The 21,218-nt window shown below is 70.0% G+C and carries 18 protein-coding genes and 1 tRNA gene; 14 read left to right on the forward strand and 5 right to left on the reverse strand.

Features of this window, described 5'->3' with window-relative positions:
- The first annotated feature begins 132 nt into the window (after positions 1-132).
- Genes desA through ABZ948_RS25550 form a run of 4 tightly spaced genes read left to right on the forward strand, consistent with a single transcriptional unit; the run spans position 133 to position 5,132 of the window.
- Positions 133-1,575 (forward strand): lysine decarboxylase DesA, encoded by a 1,443-nt coding sequence (desA, locus tag ABZ948_RS25535; RefSeq protein ID WP_359763208.1) that lies wholly within the window; start codon positions 133-135, stop codon positions 1,573-1,575.
- On the forward strand, positions 1,559-2,836 hold the full coding sequence (locus ABZ948_RS25540; protein WP_359763210.1) for a lysine N(6)-hydroxylase/L-ornithine N(5)-oxygenase family protein: 1,278 nt from the start codon (positions 1,559-1,561) through the stop codon (positions 2,834-2,836). The genes desA and ABZ948_RS25540 overlap by 17 nt, the downstream gene beginning before the upstream one ends.
- Positions 2,833-3,363 carry a GNAT family N-acetyltransferase gene (locus ABZ948_RS25545; protein WP_359763212.1) on the forward strand — a complete coding sequence of 177 codons (531 nt, stop codon included), beginning with the start codon at positions 2,833-2,835 and terminating at the stop codon, positions 3,361-3,363. The genes ABZ948_RS25540 and ABZ948_RS25545 overlap by 4 nt, the downstream gene beginning before the upstream one ends.
- A complete protein-coding gene (locus ABZ948_RS25550; protein ID WP_359763213.1) occupies positions 3,360-5,132 on the forward strand; it encodes an IucA/IucC family protein in 1,773 nt (590 codons plus the stop codon). Before ABZ948_RS25545 ends, ABZ948_RS25550 begins: the two co-directional genes overlap by 4 nt.
- A gap of 138 nt (positions 5,133-5,270) precedes the next feature.
- Here the strand turns inward: ABZ948_RS25550 and ABZ948_RS25555 are convergent, their stop codons facing one another.
- Positions 5,271-6,872 carry a beta-N-acetylhexosaminidase gene (locus tag ABZ948_RS25555; protein ID WP_359763215.1) on the reverse strand — a complete coding sequence of 534 codons (1,602 nt, stop codon included), beginning with the start codon at positions 6,870-6,872 and terminating at the stop codon, positions 5,271-5,273.
- A gap of 79 nt (positions 6,873-6,951) precedes the next feature.
- On the opposite strand from ABZ948_RS25555, the gene ABZ948_RS25560 reads away from it, so the two are divergent.
- Complete coding sequence (locus ABZ948_RS25560; protein WP_359763217.1) at positions 6,952-7,839, forward strand: DUF4429 domain-containing protein; 888 nt, start codon at positions 6,952-6,954, stop codon at positions 7,837-7,839.
- 13 nt (positions 7,840-7,852) lie between these two features.
- On the opposite strand, the gene ABZ948_RS25565 is transcribed toward ABZ948_RS25560, so the two are convergent.
- The gene (locus ABZ948_RS25565) at positions 7,853-9,418 is read right to left on the reverse strand and encodes a purple acid phosphatase family protein (protein WP_359763239.1); all 1,566 of its coding nucleotides are present in this window, start codon (positions 9,416-9,418) and stop codon (positions 7,853-7,855) included.
- A 186-nt stretch (positions 9,419-9,604) separates the two neighbouring features.
- Here ABZ948_RS25565 and ABZ948_RS25570 point away from each other — a divergent pair, with 186 nt between their 5' ends.
- Positions 9,605-9,862 (forward strand): hypothetical protein, encoded by a 258-nt coding sequence (locus tag ABZ948_RS25570; RefSeq protein ID WP_190048212.1) that lies wholly within the window; start codon positions 9,605-9,607, stop codon positions 9,860-9,862.
- Between the two features lie 12 nt (positions 9,863-9,874).
- A complete protein-coding gene (glmS, locus tag ABZ948_RS25575; protein WP_359763220.1) occupies positions 9,875-11,692 on the forward strand; it encodes a glutamine--fructose-6-phosphate transaminase (isomerizing) in 1,818 nt (605 codons plus the stop codon).
- 154 nt (positions 11,693-11,846) lie between these two features.
- Here the strand turns inward: glmS and ABZ948_RS25580 are convergent, their stop codons facing one another.
- Both ABZ948_RS25580 and ABZ948_RS25585 read right to left on the reverse strand, forming a co-directional pair.
- Positions 11,847-12,407, reverse strand: coding sequence for a GPR1/FUN34/YaaH family transporter (locus ABZ948_RS25580; RefSeq protein ID WP_359763222.1), 561 nt, complete (start codon positions 12,405-12,407; stop codon positions 11,847-11,849).
- Between the two features lie 123 nt (positions 12,408-12,530).
- A complete protein-coding gene (locus tag ABZ948_RS25585; RefSeq protein WP_031114250.1) occupies positions 12,531-13,058 on the reverse strand; it encodes a universal stress protein in 528 nt (175 codons plus the stop codon).
- A 304-nt stretch (positions 13,059-13,362) separates the two neighbouring features.
- Here ABZ948_RS25585 and ABZ948_RS25590 point away from each other — a divergent pair, with 304 nt between their 5' ends.
- From ABZ948_RS25590 to ABZ948_RS25615, 6 genes are all read left to right on the forward strand, one after another.
- Positions 13,363-13,695 (forward strand): hypothetical protein, encoded by a 333-nt coding sequence (locus tag ABZ948_RS25590; protein ID WP_359763223.1) that lies wholly within the window; start codon positions 13,363-13,365, stop codon positions 13,693-13,695.
- Between the two features lie 377 nt (positions 13,696-14,072).
- Positions 14,073-15,320, forward strand: a complete 1,248-nt coding sequence (locus tag ABZ948_RS25595; RefSeq protein WP_359763225.1) for a helix-turn-helix domain-containing protein — start codon at positions 14,073-14,075, stop codon at positions 15,318-15,320.
- A 205-nt stretch (positions 15,321-15,525) separates the two neighbouring features.
- Positions 15,526-16,128 carry an oligoribonuclease gene (gene orn / locus ABZ948_RS25600; protein ID WP_114252866.1) on the forward strand — a complete coding sequence of 201 codons (603 nt, stop codon included), beginning with the start codon at positions 15,526-15,528 and terminating at the stop codon, positions 16,126-16,128.
- A 115-nt stretch (positions 16,129-16,243) separates the two neighbouring features.
- Positions 16,244-16,316: transfer RNA gene (locus ABZ948_RS25605), tRNA-His, on the forward strand.
- 96 nt (positions 16,317-16,412) lie between these two features.
- Positions 16,413-17,603, forward strand: a complete 1,191-nt coding sequence (locus ABZ948_RS25610; protein WP_359763227.1) for an MFS transporter — start codon at positions 16,413-16,415, stop codon at positions 17,601-17,603.
- 35 nt (positions 17,604-17,638) lie between these two features.
- Positions 17,639-18,169, forward strand: a complete 531-nt coding sequence (locus ABZ948_RS25615) for an NUDIX hydrolase (RefSeq protein WP_359763229.1) — start codon at positions 17,639-17,641, stop codon at positions 18,167-18,169.
- A 175-nt stretch (positions 18,170-18,344) separates the two neighbouring features.
- Here ABZ948_RS25615 and ABZ948_RS25620 read toward each other — a convergent pair whose 3' ends face one another.
- Positions 18,345-19,400: a LacI family DNA-binding transcriptional regulator gene (locus ABZ948_RS25620; RefSeq protein ID WP_359763231.1), complete on the reverse strand. Its 1,056-nt coding sequence runs from the start codon at positions 19,398-19,400 to the stop codon at positions 18,345-18,347.
- 409 nt (positions 19,401-19,809) lie between these two features.
- Here ABZ948_RS25620 and ABZ948_RS25625 point away from each other — a divergent pair, with 409 nt between their 5' ends.
- Positions 19,810-21,135 (forward strand): extracellular solute-binding protein, encoded by a 1,326-nt coding sequence (locus ABZ948_RS25625; RefSeq protein ID WP_359763233.1) that lies wholly within the window; start codon positions 19,810-19,812, stop codon positions 21,133-21,135.
- The last annotated feature ends 83 nt before the right edge of the window (positions 21,136-21,218 follow it).

Below are 21,218 nucleotides of genomic sequence, written 5' to 3' on the forward strand. Positions count from 1 at the left end.
GATCTGAGTGACCACAGTCACGGCAGGGGCCGGTTCCCCATCGATCAACTTAGGTTAGGCTTACCTAAGTTAGATCGGGGCTCTCGCCCGCCCCCGTCCCGCACCGGACTGTCCCCACCGGAGGACCCCCACATGCGCTCGCACCTGCTCAACGACACCACCGCGGAGCAGTACCGCCGCTCCGTGACCGACGGAGTCGAGCGGGTGGCCGCCAAACTCGCCGCCACCGAAAGGCCGTTCACCGGCGTCACCGTCGACGCCCTCGCTCCCCGCATCGACGAGATCGACCTCGACCAGCCGCTGCACGACACCACCGCGGTGCTCGACGAACTGGAGGAGGTCTACCTCCGGGACGCGATCTACTTCCACCACCCCCGCTACCTGGCCCACCTCAACTGCCCGGTCGTCATCCCGGCCGTGCTCGGCGAGGCCGTCCTGTCCGCCGTGAACTCCTCCCTGGACACCTGGGACCAGTCCGCCGGCGGCACCCTCATCGAGCGGAAACTGATCGACTGGACGACCGCCCGCATCGGCCTCGGCGAGAACGCCGACGGCGTGTTCACCTCCGGCGGCACCCAGTCCAACCTCCAGGCACTGCTGCTCGCCCGCGAGGAGGCCAAGACCGAGGACCTGGCGAAACTGCGCATCTTCGCCTCCGAGGTCAGCCACTTCAGCGTGAAGAAGTCCGCGAAACTGCTCGGTCTCGGCCAGGACGCCGTCGTGTCGATCCCCGTCGACCACGACAAGCGCATGCAGACCGTCGCCCTCGCCCGCGAGCTGGAGCGCTGCGCCGAGGACGGCCTCGTCCCCATGGCCGTCGTCGCCACCGCCGGGACCACCGACTTCGGCTCGATCGACCCGCTGCCCGAGATCGCGGAACTCACCGCCCAGTACGGCACCTGGATGCACGTCGACGCCGCCTACGGCTGCGGCCTCCTCGCCTCCCTGAAGCACCGGGACCGGCTGAACGGCATCGAGCGCGCCGACTCCGTGACGGTGGACTACCACAAGTCCTTCTTCCAGCCGGTGAGTTCGTCCGCCGTGCTGGTCCGCGACGCGGCCACGCTCCGGCACGCCACCTACCACGCCGAGTACCTGAACCCGCGCCGCATGGTGCAGGAACGTATCCCCAACCAGGTGGACAAGTCCCTGCAGACCACCCGCCGCTTCGACGCCCTCAAGCTGTGGATGACGCTGCGCACCATGGGCGCCGACGGCATCGGGCAGCTCTTCGACGAGGTGTGCGCGCTGGCCCAGGAGGGCTGGAAGCTCCTCGCCGCCGACCCGCGCTTCGACGTCGTGGTCGAGCCCAGCCTGTCCACCCTGGTCTTCCGCTACATCCCGGCGAACGTCACCGACCCCGCCGAGATCGACCGCGCCAACCTCTACGCCCGCAAGGCGCTGTTCGCCTCCGGTGACGCCATCGTCGCGGGCACCAAGGTGGGCGGCCGCCACTACCTGAAGTTCACCCTGCTCAACCCCGAGACGCAGGCGTCCGACATCGCCGCCGTCCTCGACCTGATCGCCGGCCACGCCGAGCAGTACCTGGGAGAATCCCTTGACCGCGCGTCCTGACAACCCGACCAGAACCCATGACTTCGTGGGCATCGGGCTCGGCCCCTTCAACCTCGGCCTGGCCTGCCTGACCGAGCCCATCGCCGAACTCGACGGCGTCTTCCTGGAGTCGAAGCCCGACTTCGAGTGGCACGCGGGGATGTTCCTCGACGGCGCCCACCTCCAGACGCCGTTCATGTCGGACCTGGTCACTCTCGCCGACCCGACGTCGCCGTACTCCTTCCTGAACTACCTGAAGGAGAAGGGCCGGCTGTACTCGTTCTACATCCGCGAGAACTTCTACCCGCTGCGCGTCGAGTACGACGACTACTGCCGCTGGGCCGCGAACAAACTGAGCAGCATCCGCTTCAGCACGACGGTGGCGGAGGTGACGTACGAGGACGACGTCTACGTCGTGCGGACCACGGCCGGCGACACCTACCGCGCCCGTCACCTGGTGCTCGGCACCGGCACCCCGCCGCACATCCCCGAGGCCTGCCAGGGCCTGGGCGGCGACTTCATCCACAACTCCCGCTACCTCCAGCACAAGGCGGAGCTGCAGAAGAAGGACTCCATCACGCTGGTCGGCTCGGGCCAGTCGGCCGCCGAGATCTACTACGACCTGCTCAGCGAGATCGACGTCCACGGCTACAAGCTGAACTGGGTCACCCGCTCCCCGCGGTTCTTCCCGCTGGAGTACACCAAGCTCACGCTGGAGATGACGTCCCCCGAGTACGTCGACTACTTCCGCGAGCTGCCCGAGGCCACCCGCTACCGCCTCACGGCCGAGCAGAAGGGCCTGTTCAAGGGCATCGACGGCGACCTGATCAACGAGATCTTCGACCTGCTCTACCAGAAGAACCTCGGCGGCCCGGTCCCGACGCGGCTGCTCACCAACTCCGCGCTCACCGATGCACGGTACGAGAACGGCACGTACACGCTGTCCTTCCGCCAGGAGGAGCAGGAGAAGGACTTCGAGCTGAGCTCCGAGGGCCTGATCCTGGCCACGGGCTACCGGTACGCCGAGCCGGAGTTCCTGAAGCCGGTCCGCGACCGGCTGCGCTACGACTCCCGGGGCAACTTCGACGTCGCCCGCAACTACGCCATCGACGTCACCGGCCGGGGGATCTTCCTGCAGAACGCCGGCGTCCACACCCACAGCATCACCAGCCCCGACCTGGGCATGGGCCCCTACCGGAACGCGTACATCATCCGCGAGCTGCTCGGCACCGAGTACTACCCGGTGGAGAAGACGATCGCGTTCCAGGAGTTCTCGGTATGACGTTCACGTTCCGCCCCCTCGACCCGCTGAAGGACGCAGAGCTCCTGCACGCCTGGGTCACCCACCCCAAGGCCGCCTTCTGGATGATGCAGGACGCGAGACTGGAGGACGTCGAGCGCGCCTACATGGAGATCGCGGCCGACGAGCATCACCACGCCGAACTCGGCCTCCAGGACGGTGTCCCCGCCTTCCTGATGGAGAAGTATGACCCGGCCCACCGCGAGCTGGTCGGCCTGTACGAGCCGCAGCCGGGCGACGTCGGCATGCACTTCCTCACCCCGCCGACCGACACGCCCGTGCGCGGCTTCACCCGGTCCGTCATCACCGCCGTGATGGAGCACCTCTTCGAGGACCCCGCGGTGGAGCGGGTCGTCGTCGAGCCCGACGTGGACAACAAGGCCGTCCACGCCCTGAACGAGGCCGTCGGGTTCGTGCCCGAGCGCGAGATCCAGAAGCCGGAGAAGCGCGCGCTGCTCAGCTTCTGCACGCGCGCACAGTTCCTGGCCGCCCGAGGAGTAGCCGTATGACCCTGTCCGACGCCGTAGCGCATCTGTCCCCCCACCGCTGGGCGCGGGCCAACCGCCTCCTGATCCGCAAGGCGCTCGCCGAGTTCGCGCACGAGCGCCTCATCACGCCGGAGGCCACCGGCGAGGGCACCTACGTCGTCCGCAGCGACGACGGCCTGACCCGGTACACCTTCGCGGCGACGGTCCGCGCCCTCGACCACTGGCAGGTCGACGCCGAGTCGATCACCCGCCACCGGGACGGCACCGAAGCCCCCCTCGCCGCCCTGGACTTCTTCATCGAGCTGCAGAAGTCCCTGGGCCTGAGCGACAGCATCCTGCCGGTCTACCTGGAGGAGATCTCCTCCACCCTGTCCGGCACCTGCTACAAGCTCACCAAGCCGAAGACCACGGCGGCCGAGCTGGCGGGCAGCGACTTCCAGACCATCGAGACCTCGATGACCGAGGGCCACCCCTGCTTCGTCGCCAACAACGGGCGGCTCGGCTTCGGCATCCACGAGTACCTGTCGTACGCGCCGGAGACGGCGAGCCCGGTCCGCCTGGTCTGGCTGGCCGCGCACCGCTCACGCGCCGCGTTCACGGCCGGCGTCGGCATCGAGTACGAGTCGTTCCTGCGCGAGGAGCTGGGCGCGGAGACCGTCGAGCGCTTCCACGCCGTCCTGCGCGACCAGGACCTCGACCCCGCCGACTACCTCTTCATCCCGGTCCACCCCTGGCAGTGGTGGAACAAGCTCACCGTCACCTTCGCCGCCGAGGTCGCCCGCAAGCACCTGGTGTGCCTGGGCGAGGGCGACGACGAGTACCTGGCCCAGCAGTCCATCCGCACCTTCTTCAACCGGACGAGCCCCGAGAAGCACTACGTGAAGACGGCCCTGTCCGTCATCAACATGGGCTTCATGCGCGGTCTGTCGGCGGCCTACATGGAGGCCACCCCGGCGATCAACGACTGGCTGGCGCAGCTCATCGAGGGCGACCCGGTGCTGAAGTCCACGGGCCTGTCGATCATCAAGGAGCGGGCGGCCGTCGGCTACCGGCACCTGGAGTACGAGCGGGCGACGGACCGCTACTCGCCGTACCGCAAGATGCTCGCCGCGCTGTGGCGGGAGAGCCCGGTGCCGTCCCTCCAGGAGGGCGAGCAGCTGGCCACCATGGCCTCGCTGGTCCACGTCGACGACCAGGGCGCGTCCGTCGCGGGCGCGCTGATCGAGCGGTCGGACCTCGCCCCCACGGAGTGGCTGCGCCGCTACCTCCAGGCGTACTTCACGCCGCTCCTGCACAGCTTCTACGCCTACGACCTGGTCTTCATGCCGCACGGCGAGAACGTCATCCTCGTGCTGAAGGACGGGGTCGTGCAGCGGGCGATCTACAAGGACATCGCCGAGGAGATCGCGGTCATGGACCCGGACGCGGTGCTGCCGCCGACGGTCGAGCGACTGCGCGTGGAGGTCCCGGAGGACAAGAAACTCCTGTCGATCTTCACGGACGTCTTCGACTGCTTCTTCCGCTTCCTCGCGGCGAACCTCGCCACCGAAGGGATCCTGGAGGAGGACGACTTCTGGCGCACGGTCGCGGAGGTCACCCGCGCGTACCAGGAGTCGATGCCGGAACTCGCCGACAAGTTCAAGCAGTACGACATGTTCGCCCCCGAGTTCGCCCTGTCCTGCCTGAACCGCCTCCAGCTCCGCAACAACGAGCAGATGGTGGACCTGTCGGACCCGTCGGGCGCCCTCCAGCTGGTGGGCAACCTGAAGAACCCGATCGCGGAGTTCTGACCGCCCTCAAAGCAGACGGGCACCCCGGAGTACGGTCCTCCGGGGTGCCCGTCATTTTGCCTAGGGGCGCGGCGAACTGCGCAATCTTTTAGGGGCGCGGGGAACTGCGCGCCCAGCCCCCACCGGCCCGCGGATAGGTCACAAGGCAGAACCCCACGGCACCTGCGGCGACCGATACCACTCAATACCCAGGGCATCCCACCGCTCAGCCTGCGCAGCAAGCCGCACCTTGTACCGCTCCCAGTCATGCGCGGCAGCCGGCGACCATCCCAACTCGGCCACCCCGGGCAACCGCGGAAACGTCATGTACTCGATGTGCCCGGAGTTCTCGATCGTCTCCGTCCACAACGGCGCCTCGACCCCCCGCACGGCCCCCGCCGGCACCCCCGGCAGATACGCCCCCGGATCCCAGTCGTAAGACCGCTTCACCTCGACATACCCCGCCCAGGACAACCCCAGCGGCGTCTCCTCCGTGTACTTCATGTCGAGATACACCCGGTCGGCCGGAGACAGAATCAGCCCCGTCCCACTCTGCGCGGCCTTCACCACCCGCGCCTTCTCCTCCGCACTCGTACGGTCCAGACCCCAGTACTGCGCGAGCGCGCCCTTCGCCGGAGTCGCCCCCGTCAGCTGGTGCCAGCCCACCACCGTCTTGCCGTACTTCGCGACGACCGGCTGCACCCGGTCCATGAACTTCACGTAGTCCTCGTGGCTGGTGGAGTGCGCTTCGTCACCGCCGATGTGCAGGTACCTGCCCGGGGTGAGCGCGGCCAGTTCCCGGACCACGTCGTCGACGAAGTCGTACGTGATCTCCTTGCCGACGCACAGCGAGCTGAAGCCGACCTCGGTGCCGGTGTACAGCGGCGGTGCCACGCCGTCGCAGTTCAGCTCGGCATAGGAGGCGAGGGCCGCGTTGGTGTGGCCGGGCATGTCGATCTCCGGGACGACCTCCAGGTAGCGGGAGGCGGCGTACCGCACGATCTCCTTGTAGTCGGCCTTCGTGTAGAAGCCGCCGGGCCCGCCGCCGACCTCCGTCGAACCACCGTAGGCCGCGAGCCGCGGCCAGGAGTCGATGGCGATGCGCCAGCCCTGGTCGTCGCTGAGGTGCAGATGCAGCTTGTTGATCTTGTAGAGGGCGAGCTGGTCGATGTAGCGCTTGACCTGGTCGACGGTGAAGAAGTGCCGGGAGACGTCGAGCATGGCGCCGCGCCAGCCGTAGCGGGGGCTGTCCTCGACGGTGCCGCCGGCGACCAGCCACGGCCCGGGCTGGACGGTGTCCTTCTCGACGGCCGCGGGGAGGAGCTGGCGCAGGGTCTGCACACCGTGGAAGAGCCCGGCGGGCGTCCTGGCGCTGATCGTGAGGGCCCGGGGCGTGCTGCTGAGGCGGTAGCCCTCGGGACCGAAGTCGCCGTCGGCGAGGCGCAGCCGGATGCCGCCCGGGCCGTGCGTGGTCACCGGCAGGCGGTAGCCGGTGGAGGGCCGCAGGAGGTCCGCCAGGTACTCGGCGACGCGACGCGCCTCCCTGGAGCCGTCGACGCGGATGTGCGTGCCGCGCGTGATGCGGTACGGGGCGCCGCCGGGGGCGACCGAGGCGGGGGCCGGTATGACCCGGTCGAGCGGCGTGGGCGCCGCCGCCTGCGCCGGGGAGGCCTTGGTGACGCAGACGCCCACCGCGACCAGCAGCAGGGATCCGAGAAGGCGCAGCGTTCTGCGGTGCTGTCGTACGGAACCGTCTCTCACAAAACCGTCCCTTCCGTGAGCCAGGAGCTCCAAGAGGTCTGGACCACTATCCCGGGACACTGATGGAACAATCCACCCTATGGCGGAAATCATCCAGAAGGACGGCTCGTGGATCTTCGACGGCGACGCCCTGCGGCTGACCCCCGGGCGGGACAAGAACGTCAGCCTGCTGCGCAGGGAGCTGGGTGAACTGGTCGTCCCGCTGGGGGCGTTGGCGGGGGTCTCGTTCGAGCAGGGCAAGAAGAGCGGCCGGCTGCGGCTGCGCCTGCGGGACGGCGCCGATCCGCTGCTGCACGCGACCGGCGGGCGGCTCACCGAGCCCCACGACCCGTACCAGCTGATCGTCGAGTCCGACCGCTACGGCGTCGCCGAGTACTTCACCGACGAGGTCCGCAACGCGCTGCTGCTGGACCAGGTGCCGACGGACCCGGTGACCGAGTACCTGCTGCCGGGGCCGTCCGTGCCGCTGTCGGTCTCCGCCGGCGACGGCACCGCGAGCTTCGACGGCGAGCGCATACGCCTGGAGTGGAACTGGAAGACGGAGGACGCCAAGGCCGCCGCCGGCACCCGCACGCTCGCGCTCGCCGACATCACGGGCGTGGAGTGGCATCCGGCGGCCGGCCTGGAGAACGGCCACCTCCGCTTCGTCGTGCGCAACGCGCCCACCAAGACTCCGCCCAAGTACGACCCCAACGCCGTGGAGTTGTGGGGCTTCAAGAAGGACCCGCTGATGGCGCTGGTCGCGGCGGCGGTCCAGGCCAGGCTTCCGCACCCGGCCCGGGCCGCCACCGCCGCCGATGTACGGGACACGCGACCGGAACTGCCTTCTCCTCCGGTCGCGCCCGCCGAGGACGACCACGACGCCCTGCTGCGCCGCCTGCGCGAGCTCGGTGAGCTGCACCGCACGGGCGTGCTGACGGACGACGAGTTCACGGCGGCCAAACAGGCGGTCCTGAAGCGGATGTGACGCCCAGGGGGTGTTACTTCGCCCGGCGCGCCACCGTGAAGTGGTCCACCTGCTCACCGTTCTCGGCGATGCCGCGCACCTTCAGCGTGGCGAGCCGTCCCCGCGGCGCGGGCGTGACGTCCACGCGCAGGAAGGAGTAGTCGAGGTAGCGCACCCGGGACCAGTCGACGGTCTCGTCCTGCTTGCCGTCCTTGAGGTTGACGAACGAGGCCACGGAGTCGACCTCGTGCTCGTTGCCCTCGTAGGAGAGCGGGGCGCTGAACGCGTAGAGGCTGCGGCCCGCCGCACCGGCCGTCACGTACACCACGCCGTCGGTCTCGGGGTAGGCGGTGCCGCCGATCGGGAGCTTCTTCGTGACCTTGTTTCCCTTGATCACGTCGGTGCGCTCGTACTGGTGGTTGTGGCCGTTGATGACGAGGTCCACGGTGTACTTCTCGAACAGCGGCACCCACTCCTGCCGGACCCCGCCCTCGGAGGCGTGGGAGGTGGAGGTGCAGTAGGCGCAGTGGTGGAAGAACACGACGATGAAGTCGATGTCGTGGGCGGCCCGGTACTTCTTGAGCTGCGCCTCGAACCACTTGGTCTGGGTGCCGCCCGAGAGGCCCAGGTTGGCCGGTATCTCGAAGGAGACGTCGTTGGCGTCGAGCGAGATCACCGCCGTGTTGCCGTGGACGAAGGAGTAGACGCCCGGGAGGTTCTTCCGGTCGGGGCCGTTGTCCGGGAGGGTCCAGCGGGCCTCCTCGCCGCCGTAGCCGTGGGGCGCGTACCAGGCCTCCATGTCGTGGTTGCCGTAGGCGGGCATCCACGGCACCGACTTGGCGACGGACTCGGTCTGGGCGAGGAACTGGTCCCACACGCGCGAGTCGAAGCCGGTGTCGGAGGTCTTGCCCTGGCCGGCCGGGTCGCCGTAGGCGATGTCGCCGGCGTGCAGGTGGAAGGCCGGGTTCTGGCCGAGGATCAGGCTGTCGTTGGCCAGCGCGTGGTAGCTGACGCCCTGGTCGCCGAAGGCCGTGAAGGTGAACGGCTCCTTGTGCGCGGGGGCCGTGGTGAAGGTGCCGAGCGTGCCCAGCAGGTGCGGCTCGGCCGGGTCGAAGCCCTCGTGGCCGACGCCGTAGTAGTACGTCCGGCCCGGGCGCAGACGGCTCAGCTTGGCGTGGACGTAGTACTGGGTGTGGTCGCCGCTGGCGCCGACGCCGGCGGGCGTGAAGAGGGTGCGGACCTCGGCGTCGATCCTGCGGGAGAGGTCCCAGGGGTGGGCACCGATCCGGATGAACGGCTTCTTGACGGCGACCGGGACCTGCCAGGAGACGGTCATCTCCGTGCGCGGGTCGGTGCCGTAGGCGAGGTGGCGGCCGAAGGGGGCGACGAGGGCGCCGTCGACGGCCTCGGTCGCGGGGGCGGTGCGGGCGGTGGGTACGGCCGCCCGGGCGGTGGCGCCGGGTACGAACGCGCCACCCGCTACGGCGCCGAGCGTGACGGCACCGCCTCTGATCATCGTGCGCCGGGAGAACCGGGTGCGCAGGTACTCGTGCTGCTCGGCCATGCTCATGCGCTCGGCGAGCCGCTCGGGTACGCCCATACGAGGAATGTCCATGGCGTCCAAAATTCGACGCCTCGGGCAACGGGATGCCGGACATCCGGTGGACGCCTCACGAACAAGCACTCATGACAGGTTCAACGTTCCCCCAAGGGATTCCCACAGCCGTCTGCCCGAAACCGGGCAGAATTCTTGCGAAAGCGCCGCCGGTGCCCCAGGATCTAGCGAGTGCACGACGAACTCGTAGATCATCTGACGCGGTCCACGCCCCTCAGCAGGGGCGAGGCGCTGCGCGTGGTCCAGGACGTGCTCGCCTACTTCGACGAGACGACCGAGGAGTACGTCCGTCGCCGCCACCGCGAGCTCCAGGCCCAGGGCCTGGTGAACGCGGCGATCTTCGAGCGGATCGAGGCGGACCTCAAGTATCGCGCGGTGGCGCCGCCGGAACTCTCGCTCCGGCAGCTGCGGCGCATCGTCTACGGCTAGGAATACGTATACATGTGCGGAATCGTCGGTTACATCGGGAAGCGTGACGTCGCTCCCCTGCTCCTGGAGGGCCTGCAGCGCCTGGAGTACCGCGGGTACGACTCCGCGGGCATCGTCGTCACGTCCCCGAAGGCGTCCGGCCTGAAGATGGTCAAGGCCAAGGGCCGCGTCCGCGACCTGGAGGCCAAGGTCCCGGCCCGCTTCAAGGGCACCACCGGCATCGCCCACACCCGCTGGGCCACCCACGGCGCCCCCTCCGACGTGAACGCCCACCCGCACCTGGACGCCGAGGGCAAGGTCGCCGTCGTCCACAACGGCATCATCGACAACGCCTCCGACCTGCGCCGCAAGCTGGAGGCGGACGGCGTCGAGTTCCTCTCCGAGACCGACACCGAGGTCCTCGTCCACCTCATCGCCCGCTCGCAGGCCACCAAGCTGGAGGACAAGGTCCGCGAGACCCTCCGGCTCATCGAGGGCACGTACGGCATCGCCGTCATGCACGCCGACTTCCCCGACCGGATCGTCGTCGCCCGCAACGGCTCCCCGGTCGTCCTCGGCATCGGCGAGAAGGAGATGTTCGTCGCCTCCGACATAGCCGCCCTGGTCGCCCACACCCGCCAGATCGTCACCCTGGACGACGGCGAGATGGCCACCCTGAAGGCCGACGACTTCCGCACCTACACGACGGAAGGCACCCGCACCACGGCGGAGCCCACCACCGTCGAGTGGGAGGCCGCCACCTACGACATGGGCGGCCACGACACCTACATGCACAAGGAGATCCACGAGCAGGCCGACGCCGTGGACCGCGTGCTGCGCGGCCGCATCGACGACCGCTTCTCCACCGTGCACCTGGGCGGCCTGAACCTGGACGCCCGCGAGGCCCGGCGGATCCGCCGCGTGAAGATCCTCGGCTGCGGCACCTCGTACCACGCGGGCATGATCGGCGCCCAGATGATCGAGGAGCTGGCCCGCATCCCCGCCGACGCGGAGCCGGCCTCCGAGTTCCGCTACCGCAACGCGGTCGTCGACCCCGACACGCTCTACGTCGCGGTCTCCCAGTCCGGTGAGACCTACGACGTGCTGGCCGCCGTGCAGGAGCTGAAGCGCAAGGGCGCCCGCGTCCTGGGCGTGGTGAACGTGGTCGGCTCGGCGATCGCCCGCGAGGCGGACGGCGGCATCTACGTGCACGCCGGGCCGGAGGTCTGCGTCGTCTCCACCAAGTGCTTCACCAACACCACGGTCGCCTTCGCCCTGCTCGCCCTCCACCTCGGCCGCACCCGTGACCTCTCCGTCCGGGACGGCAAGCGCATCATCGAGGGCCTGCGCAAGCTGCCCGCGCAGATCGCCGAGATCATGGAGCACGAGGAGGACGTCAAGAAGCTGGCCCTGCAGTTCGCCGAGGCCCGCTCGATGCTCTTCATCGGCCGTGTCCGGGGCTACCCGGTGGCCCGCGAGGCGTCCCTGAAGCTCAAGGAGGTCTCGTACATCCACGCCGAGGCCTACCCGGCCTCCGAGCTCAAGCACGGCCCGCTGGCCCTGATCGAGCCGGCCCTCCCGACGGTCGCGATCGTCCCCGACGACGACCTCCTGGAGAAGAACCGCGCCGCCATGGAGGAGATCAAGGCCCGCAGCGGCAGGATCCTCGCGGTGGCCCACCAGCACCAGGAGAAGGCCGACGAGACGATCGTCGTCCCGAAGAACGAGGACGAACTCGACCCGATCCTGATGGGCATCCCCCTGCAACTCCTGGCGTACCACACGGCGTTGGCCCTGGGCCGCGACATCGACAAGCCGAGGAACCTGGCCAAGTCGGTGACGGTGGAGTAACCGGCCTTCTTTTTCAGGGGCGCGGGGAACTGCGCGACAAGCCCCCACGCACCCGCAGAGGCCAAACAAGAGGACGGACCCCCACGTGCTGCCACCAAGCACGGGGGGTCCGTTTTCATCGCCGGGAAGCCGCCCAACTCCCCGGCCCGCGCAGCTAACCGGTGGCCGTCACTCCCCGGCCGGCAGCACGCCTCGGAAGAGCAGTCGGCCAGTGCGCCAGCGCCGCCGTGGCCGCGTACCAGGCAACGGCACCCGCAGCCACGGCGAACCACCCACCGACCTTCGCCAGCCCGTCGTTCTCCGCGAACACGGCGATCGCGAGCAACAGCAGCGAGACGAAGAACAGCCCGTACACGCCCTGCCCGAGCTGGTCCCCACCGGCCAGTGTCAGAGACAGCGCCACCAGCGCGAACAACAGCAGGAACAGCCCTGCCGCGTTGCCGCCCGCGCCCTCGGTCACGGCCCAGGTGAACCACAGCGCGCCGAGCACGGAGAACGCCGTACCACCGGCGGAGTCGCCCTCCCGCAGGGCCACCAGCCCGGCGACGAAGAGCGCGATGCCGCCCACGTACTGGGCGATTGATACGGCGTCAGCGGCTGTCACGCCGTCGATCACAGCGGTATGCCCCAGGCCGAAGGCCAACAGGGTGAGGGCGAGGGCCAGTCGACCGACCACGGTCGTGATTCCGCTTCCCGCGGAGACGTCTTTGTCCACGGCGGGCTCCCTTCGTGCATGTGCAGTTGTGCGGTGTCCCGTATATGCCCTTCACAAGGGCACAAACACCTCTACGCGCGAGTAGATTTACGCACCGCACAAGGCGAGCAAGGGAGTTGACACTCAGGGAATGACGACCACGGGTCGCTGCGCCCGCTTGGCGAGCCGCCCGGCGACGGAGCCGAAGATCCGGCCCACGATGCCGTGGGTCGAGCCGACGACGATCGCGTCGGCCTCGTACTCCCGGCCGACCTCTTCGAGTTCGTGGCAGATGTCACCGCCGCGCTCGACCAGGATCCAGGGCACCTCGGCCAAGTAGTCCGCACAGGCCAGCTCCAGACCGAGCACCTCGGTGCGGTGGTCCGGCACGTCCACGAAGACGGGCGGCTCGCAGCCGGCCCACACCGTGGTCGGCAGCCGGTTGGCCACGTGGACGATGATCAGGCCCGACCCGGAGCGATGGGCCATGCCGATCGCGTACGCCAGGGCGCGCTCGCTGGACGTGGAGCCGTCGAAACCGACCACGACCCCGTGCTTGAAGGCGGGGTCGCAGGAATGGCGTGGCTCTTCCGCCGCCAGGGGCTCGGCCGCCGTGGGATCGGCGACGGGCCGCTTGCGGTCCGCGGGTTCGAAGAATTCGTGACCGGCCATGGCTGTCTCGGCGTTGTGATCCTTATATGGGGGACGACAGTGTGCGGCGGAGCTGTGTCCGGGAATGGTCTTCCCAACCCCATACCCCCAAGGGTACGGCGGCACGCCTCCTTAGCCCAGATCCCGCCCGCCGTGCGTGCGGGTTCCAGGGAGCATGCACGAGGCGGCGCCCGTAACGCAATGGTTGCTGCGCTGTACAGGCGGTTTGCACAGGATTCACTTACCCGTGGGGGTGATCCGGTCAGCCAGTGACCGACGCCCCGGCCACGCGTTGAACCCGTGAGTCACGCCACAGGGAGCACGCATGTCCGGACCTCGCCCCGCCCCGGAGGCGGACCGCGCGACCCCGCCGCCGCGGGACACCGCGACGGACGTGGTCCGCTGGGCGGCCTTCAGCTGCCTGCTCGTCCCGGTCGTGCTCCTCGCCTACGGCACCTCCCTCGCCGGCGCCGCCGGCACGGCCCTCGGGCTCGCGGCCGTCACGGCCGCCTGCCGGGTGCTGCTGCGCCAGTCCGAGCGCGGCGCGGCCCGCCTCGCGGCCGAGGACCGGGCGCCCCACCGGGGCCGGCACCACCGCACCGGAACGGGGTCCCACCGTGGCGGACGGCACAGCGGCGGAGATACACCGGTCGGCTGACCGGTTTCCGCGCACAGGCACGCTACTTTTCAGCCAACTTCTCGCACCCGTGCATCACCCCGCCGACCCACCCCCCAACCCCCGTTTGACCTGCACGGAAAGGGCCTCGGAGGGTCTGCGCACCCTACGTGGATTGGCCACTGCGACAAGGCGCACTTCCCTGCACGCCCCACGAGTGCAACGCTTCGTGATCGAATGCTTCACGCCAAGTTGCCAAGTCGACAATGTGCCGAGTGCCGAACCGGCCACCTCGGCGCGACGCGACACAGTAGATTCGATCTTGACTGTCTACGGCGGGGGACTCGTGCAGGACCGAGGGGAAACGTGCAGGAGCGACACAACCGAGGAGCCGCGACCACCGAGGGGGGCTTAGCAGTATGAGCCACGACTCCACTGCCGCGCCGGAAGCCGCGGCCCGGAAACTTTCCGGGCGACGCCGCAAGGAGATCGTCGCGGTGCTGCTGTTCAGCGGCGGCCCCATCTTCGAGAGTTCCATACCGTTGTCGGTGTTCGGGATTGACCGCCAGGACGCCGGCGTACCGCGCTACCGACTGCTGGTGTGCGGCGGTGAGGACGGCCCACTGCGGACCACAGGGGGCCTGGAACTCAGCGCACCGCATGGCCTGGAAGCGATCTCACGCGCGGGCACGGTCGTCGTACCGGCCTGGCGTTCGATCACTTCTCCGCCACCGGACGAGGCGCTCGACGCGCTGCGCCGCGCCCACGAGGAGGGCGCCCGCATCGTCGGGCTGTGCACCGGCGCCTTCGTCCTCGCGGCGGCGGGCCTGCTGGACGGCCGCCCCGCGACGACACACTGGATGTACGCGCCGACGCTGGCCAAGCGCTATCCGTCGGTGCACGTCGATCCACGGGAACTCTTCGTGGACGACGGCGACGTGCTCACATCGGCGGGCACGGCGGCCGGAATCGATCTCTGTCTCCACATCGTGCGGACGGACCACGGCAACGAGGCGGCAGGGGCCCTGGCCCGCCGCCTGGTGGTTCCGCCGCGCCGGTCCGGAGGGCAGGAGCGCTACCTCGACAGGTCTTTACCGGAGGAGATCGGCGCCGACCCGCTCGCCGAGGTCGTCGCCTGGGCGCTGGAGCACCTCCACGAACAGTTCGACGTGGAGACGCTGGCGGCTCGCGCGTACATGAGCCGGCGTACGTTCGACCGCCGCTTCCGCTCGCTGACCGGGAGCGCTCCGCTGCAGTGGCTGATCACGCAGCGGGTGCTCCAGGCGCAGCGCCTGCTGGAGACGTCGGACTACTCGGTGGACGAGGTGGCGGGCCGCTGCGGCTTCCGCTCACCGGTGGCCCTGCGCGGCCACTTCCGCCGTCAGCTCGGCTCGTCCCCGGCCGCGTACCGGGCGGCGTACCGCGCCCGGCGCCCGCAGGGCGAGCGACCGCAGGACACCGACGGCGCCCCGGGCGGCCCCGGCTCCGGCAGCGCGCCGGGTCACCTGGGCCACTCCGGCCACCCGGGCCATCCCGGCCAGGCACCGGCGCCGCTGCACCCGGAGCACCCCGTCCCGCTCCAGTCCCGCCGCACGGCGGCCGCGAGCGCGGCCGGGTCGTCCCCGGCCCTGTCGGCGAGCCTGCCGGGACAGCGCAGCGGAACATGACGTGACCTCGAACCGCCGGGCGGACCGACCCGACCACTCGGCGCGCCCGGCGTTCGAGCACGACATCTGAGACCGCCGGCGGCGATCAGCCGGCTCCAACCCGTCCGGCGATGGACGACGAGGCCGGCACCGGCGCCCCCACCCGGCGAACAACCGCACCCGCACACACGGCCGACCCGCGGAGCGACGCCGTAAGGTTAGACACATGAACGATCGCATGGTGTGGATCGACTGCGAGATGACCGGCCTCTCGCTGTCGGACGACGCGCTCATCGAGGTGGCCGCCCTCGTCACCGACTCCGAGCTGAACGTGCTCGGCGACGGCGTGGACATCGTCATCCGGCCGCCGGAGCGGGCGCTGGAGACGATGCCGGAGGTGGTGCGTCAGATGCACACCGCGTCCGGGCTCCTCGCCGAGCTGGAGAACGGCACGACGCTGAAGGACGCCGAGGAGCAGGTCCTGACGTACGTGAGGGAGTTCGTCAAGGAGCCGGGCAAGGCCCCGCTGTGCGGCAACTCCGTCGGCACGGACCGCGGCTTCCTGCTGCGCGACATGCCGACCCTGGAGGACTACCTCCACTACCGGATCGTCGACGTGTCGTCGATCAAGGAGCTGGCGCGCCGCTGGTACCCGCGGGCGTACTTCAACAGCCCGCAGAAGAACGGCAACCACCGCGCGCTCGCCGACATCCGCGAATCCATCGCCGAACTGCGCTACTACCGCGAGGCCCTCTTCGTCCCGCAGCCCGGGCCCGACTCGGACACCGCGAAGGCGATCGCCGCGAAGCACGTCCTGCCTGCCCAGTAGGCGGGACGGGGGCCTGTCGGGGGGCGCCGCGAAAGCCGTGCGCGAGCACCCCTTCGGACCCTGTACACTTTTTCTCGGCCGGTCGGGGACATCACTGACCTCCAAGCCGGTCATGGTGGGTGTAGCTCAGCTGGTAGAGCACCTGGTTGTGGTCCAGGATGCCGCGGGTTCGAGTCCCGTCACTCACCCTGAGTAATCAGCCGGTGGCTTCGGAAGAAGCCACCGGCTGATGCGTTTCGCGCGCCGATCAGGGCCGGGCGGTCACCGGAGTTACGGTCGGCGGCATGGACGGTGGACGCCGGGGATGGCGCGCGTGTGTGCTCAGCGGGGCGGTGTTCGCCGTCTGTATGGCCGGCACCACACTGCCGACTCCCCTCTACCCCCTCTACCAGGGCAAGTTCGGCTTCTCCGAGCTGACGGTCACCGTGGTGTACGCGGTGTACGCCTTCGGGGTCATCGGCGTGCTGCTCTTGGTCGGCAACGCCTCGGACACGGTGGGCAGGCGCCCGGTGCTGCTGTGCGGACTGGGCTGCGCGGCGGCGAGCGCCGTCTGCTTCCTGGGCACCACCGGGCTCGGCTGGCTGTACGCCGGACGGCTGCTGTCCGGGCTGTCCGCCGGACTGTTCACCGGCGCGGCCACGGCGTACGTGATGGAACTCGCACCGGGCGGCGGCGCCTCCCGGGCCACGTTCGTGGCGACGGCCGCCAACATGGGCGGACTGGGCTGCGGTCCCCTGCTCTCCGGCGTCCTCGCGCAGTACGCCGCCTGGCCGCTGTACCTCCCCTTCGTCGTCCACCTCGTCCTGGTCGCCGCCTCCGCCACCGTCCTGCTGCGGCTCGCGGAGACCGTACGGGAGCGGCAGCCGCTGCGCACCGTACGGGCGCAGCGGCCCGCCCTGCCCCCGCAAGTGCGGGCGGTGTTCGGCCCCGCGGCCACCGCCTCGTTCGTCGGGTTCGCCCTGTTCGGGGTGTTCACCTCGGTCAGCCCCGAATTCCTCGCGGAATCCCTGGACGTGACCGACCACGCCGTGAGCGGCCTCGTCGTCGCGCTGGCGTTCTTCGCGTCGACCGCCGGGCAACTGGCCGTCGGCCGGGTCGGACTCCGCCGGTCGCTCCCCCTGGGCTGCGCCGGGCTCCTCGCCGGACTCGCGCTGCTCGCGGGCGCGCTGCGCTGGGAACTGATGTCGCTGGTGGTGGCCAGCGCGCTCGTCGGCGGCTGCGGGCAGGGCCTGGCGTTCCGCGGGGCGCTGTCCGAGGTGGCCGCGGCGTCCCCCGAGCACCGGCGCGCGGCGGTGATCTCGACCCTGTTCGTGGTGGCCTACACGGGCATCTCGGTCCCGGTGATCGGCGTCGGCCTGCTGACCCGGCCGCTGGGCCTGGAAGGCGCCGGCCTGGTGTTCATCGCCTGCATGGCCGTCCTGGCCACGACCGCGGCCGTCTACCTGGTCCGGCGACCGGCACCGGCCAGGACGTGAGCGCCCGTTGATGCGCCCGTGGCATCGTGACGGACATGGGTGAACCGGTGGAGCGGGTCGACGAGCTGGACCGGGTGATCGGGGTGGTCGACCGGGACGAGGCGATCCGCAACGGCTGGCTGCACCGGGTCGCGACGACCGTCTGCCGTGATCCCCGGGGGCGCGTACTGGTGTACCGGAGGCCGGACCACGTCTCCCGGTTTCCAGGGCGGTACGACTGGCTCTTCGGCGGCGGCGTCGGAGTCGGCGAGTCGTATGAGGAGGCGGCGGCGCGGGAACTGGCCGAGGAGCTGGGCGTGCGGGTGCCGGTCCGGCCCGTCCTGACGTTCCTGTGCCGCGGAGCGATCAGCTCGTACTGGCTCGGGGTGCACGAGGCCGTCGTCACCGGGCCCCTGACCCCCGACCCCGCCGAGATCGCCTGGCACGGCTGGCTCGACGAACGGGAGCTGCGCAAGGCCACCGGCAACTGGGCGTTCGTGCCCGACGGCTTGGACGCCCTGCGCCGCTACCTGGGCCTCAGCACGCCGAACACCGCCACGCCGCCACGAACTCCCCCACCCGCGTGAACCGTTCGACGGGGTCGGGGCGCGTGGCTCGTTCCGCGACCGCCACCTCTCTGACGGACGGGCCCGGACGGTACTCGTCCAGGGGCACACCAGCGCCGGCCGTCCGCCGGCCGGACCTCGCGCAGGTACGGCTCGGTCCCGGCGACCTCCGTGGTGTCCGGCCAAGGACGGCCCGTCACGAGGACGACCGGGACACCAGCTCCGTCGCCAGGACCATCTGCCGGCGCTCCAGGCCGCGGGACGCGAGGGGGCGGCGGTCGGCGACCTCCGTGAGGAGGAGGTCGATCATCCGGCGGCCCATCTCCTCTATGGGCTGGCGGACGCTGGTGAGGGGCGGCTCCATGTGGCGGGCGATGGCCGAGTCGTCGTAGCCGACGAGCGCCACGTCGTCGGGGATGCGGCGGCCCGCCTCGCGCAGCGCCTGGCGGGCGCCGGCCGCGGTGACGTCGGAGGCGGCGAAGACCGCGTCCAGGCCGGGGTCGCGCTCCAGCAGCGCCGCCATGGCGCGGTGGCCGCCCTCCTCCGTGAAGTCGCCCGGCTCGATCAGCGCCTCGTCCGCCCCGAGGCCCGCGTCGATCATGGCCTCGCGGTAGCCGTCGACGCGGCGCTGGGCGCCGTACACGTCGAGGCGGCCGGTGATGTGGGCTATCCGGCGGCGGCCCCGGGACAGCAGGTGCTCCACGGCCTGCCGGGCACCGCCGTAGTTGTCGGAGTCGACCGACGGCAGGGTCTCCGCCGACGACCGCGGACCGCTGATCACCGCGGGGATCTCCAGCTGGGCGAGGAGGTCCGGCAGCGGGTCGTCGGCGTGCACCGACACCAGCAGGACGCCGTCCACCCGGTGTGCCGCCAGGTACTGGGCGAGGCGGCGGCGTTCGCGGTCGCTGCCCGCGAAGATCAGCAGCAGCTGCATCTCCGTGTCCCCCAGCGCGGCCCCGACGCCCTTCAGCATGTCCGAGAAGTACGGTTCCGAGAAGAACCGGGTCTCCGGCTCGGGCACGACCAGCGCGATCGCGTCCGTGCGGTTGGCGGCGAGGGCGCGGGCCGCGGTGTTCGGCACGTAGCCGAGCTCGGCGACCGCCGCCTCGACGGCCGCGCGGGTCGCGTCACTGACCCGGGGCGAACCGTTGATCACCCGGGAGACCGTGCCGCGGCCGACACCGGCGCGCGCCGCCACCTCTTCGAGGGTGGGCCGGCCACCGCTTCGGCCCCGCGCTCCGTGGCTTGCCATGGGCTCCGCCTTCCCCTCCACACCCGCACTCTGCGGCTGGCCTGGAATTTAACAGGCTCGTCAGCTGTCGTGACCGCTCCCGGCGGCTCGCCGCACCCGGCGTTCCGCTTCGCCCGACGAGCCGCCCGGCCGGCACCTCGACTGGCCGGATACCGACGACCGGGGCCGCAACGGGGTCCGGCCCGGGTCCAGTTAACGTCCCGATAACTGAACGCATATCTCGCTGTCCGGTCCCTTGACACCCCCGCCGCTACCGGGGACTCTTCAACACATCACTGGTGGGAGCGCTCCCACACTACCTGACACATACACAACCCGCACGTTCCCCGCCCGAGCCGCAGCGAGCAAAAACGGGTCCAACCATGCAGTTGGCCGGGGGGTCGGCACGTCAGGGCAACAGGAGGACGACATGCGAGCACGCATCCGAACCGCCCGCAAGGCGATGGTCCTCGCGGCCGCCGCGTCGCTGGGCGCCGGGCTGCTGGCCGGCTGTGCCGACGACGGCAAGAGCAACGGCTCCGGCTCCTCGGACGGCGACAGCGGCGGCAAGACCACGATCTCGGTCGGTCTCTTCGGCACCATGGGCTTCAAGGAAGCCGGTCTCTACGCCGAGTACGAGAAGCTCAACCCGAAGATCAAGATCGCCGAGAACGTCGTCGAGCGGAACGAGAACTACTACCCGGCGCTGCTGAACCACCTCACCACCAACAGCGGTCTGCTGGACGTCCAGGCCGTCGAAGTCGCCAACATCGCCGAGGTCACGGCCACCCAGGCCGACAAGCTCGAGGACATGTCCAAGGCTCCGGGCGTGGACAAGAGCAAGTGGCTGCCCTGGAAGTGGCAGCAGGCCACCACCAAGGACGGCAGGACCATCGGCCTCGGCACCGACGTCGGCCCGATGGCCATCTGCTACCGCACGGACCTCTTCAAGCAGGCCGGTCTGCCGACCGACCCGGCCGAGGTCGGCAAGCTGTGGGCCGGTGACTGGGCCAAGCTCGTCGAGGTCGGCGAGCGCTACAAGTCCAAGGCCCCCAAGGGCACCTTCTTCATGGACTCCCCCGGCGGTCTGATCCAGGCGATCCTGGGCAGCGAGAAGGAGAAGTTCTACGACTCCTCCGGCAAGGTCATCTACAAGTCGAACCCGGCCGTCCGCGCCGCCTTCAACCTGACCGCGGAAGCCGCCGAGAAGGGCCTCGTCCAGTCGCAGACGCAGTTCCAGCCGGGCTGGAACTCCACGATCGCCAACAACAAGTTCGCCGCGATCGCCTGCCCGCCGTGGATGCTCGGCACGATCAAGGGCAACGCCAAGCCCGACGCCGCCGGCAAGTGGGCCGTGGCCACCGCGCCCAAGGGCGGCAACTGGGGCGGCACCTTCCTCACCGTGCCGAAGAGCGGCAAGAACGTGAAGGAGGCCCAGAAGTTCGTGACCTGGCTGACCGCACCGGAGCAGCAGGCGAAGCTGTTCAAGGTGCAGGCCAGCTTCCCGAGCGCCCCGTCCGCCTACACCATGCCCGAGGTGACCGGCGCGACGAACGAGATGACCGGTGACCAGAAGATCGGCCCGGTCTTCGCGGAGGCCGCCAAGGCCGCCCCGGAGCAGGTGATCGGCCCGAAGGACCAGATCATCATGCAGGGCCTGACGGACAACGGCGTCATCCTCGCCACGAAGGGCAAGTCCGCGCAGGAGGCCTGGGACTCCGCGGTCAAGACCATCGACAACAAGCTGGACCAGTGACCCGGATGGTTTGACCGTGAGGATGGCGAGTTCGAAGCCGCCGTCGCGCAGGGCGCGGGCCCACTGGTCGGTGTCGAGTCCGG

This window comes from Streptomyces olindensis, from assembly GCF_040645895.1.
GTDB classification, from domain to species: Bacteria; Actinomycetota; Actinomycetes; order Streptomycetales; family Streptomycetaceae; genus Streptomyces; species Streptomyces olindensis.

Bases quoted from the DNA above. Each gene is read 5' to 3' on its own strand.
- desA (WP_359763208.1), top strand. From the start codon at position 133: ATGCGCTCGCACCTGCTCAACGACACCACCGCGGAGCAGTACCGCCGC.
- ABZ948_RS25565 (WP_359763239.1), bottom strand. From the start codon at position 9,418: ATGGGCGTACCCGAGCGGCTCGCCGAGCGCATGAGCATGGCCGAGCAG.
- ABZ948_RS25595 (WP_359763225.1), top strand. From the start codon at position 14,073: ATGAGCCACGACTCCACTGCCGCGCCGGAAGCCGCGGCCCGGAAACTT.
- ABZ948_RS25590 (WP_359763223.1), top strand. From the start codon at position 13,363: ATGTCCGGACCTCGCCCCGCCCCGGAGGCGGACCGCGCGACCCCGCCG.
- ABZ948_RS25615 (WP_359763229.1), top strand. From the start codon at position 17,639: ATGGGTGAACCGGTGGAGCGGGTCGACGAGCTGGACCGGGTGATCGGG.
- ABZ948_RS25545 (WP_359763212.1), top strand. From the start codon at position 2,833: ATGACGTTCACGTTCCGCCCCCTCGACCCGCTGAAGGACGCAGAGCTC.
- ABZ948_RS25620 (WP_359763231.1), bottom strand. From the start codon at position 19,400: ATGGCAAGCCACGGAGCGCGGGGCCGAAGCGGTGGCCGGCCCACCCTC.
- ABZ948_RS25560 (WP_359763217.1), top strand. From the start codon at position 6,952: ATGGCGGAAATCATCCAGAAGGACGGCTCGTGGATCTTCGACGGCGAC.
- ABZ948_RS25585 (WP_031114250.1), bottom strand. From the start codon at position 13,058: ATGGCCGGTCACGAATTCTTCGAACCCGCGGACCGCAAGCGGCCCGTC.
- ABZ948_RS25550 (WP_359763213.1), top strand. From the start codon at position 3,360: ATGACCCTGTCCGACGCCGTAGCGCATCTGTCCCCCCACCGCTGGGCG.
- ABZ948_RS25610 (WP_359763227.1), top strand. From the start codon at position 16,413: ATGGACGGTGGACGCCGGGGATGGCGCGCGTGTGTGCTCAGCGGGGCG.
- ABZ948_RS25625 (WP_359763233.1), top strand. From the start codon at position 19,810: ATGCGAGCACGCATCCGAACCGCCCGCAAGGCGATGGTCCTCGCGGCC.
- orn (WP_114252866.1), top strand. From the start codon at position 15,526: ATGAACGATCGCATGGTGTGGATCGACTGCGAGATGACCGGCCTCTCG.
- glmS (WP_359763220.1), top strand. From the start codon at position 9,875: ATGTGCGGAATCGTCGGTTACATCGGGAAGCGTGACGTCGCTCCCCTG.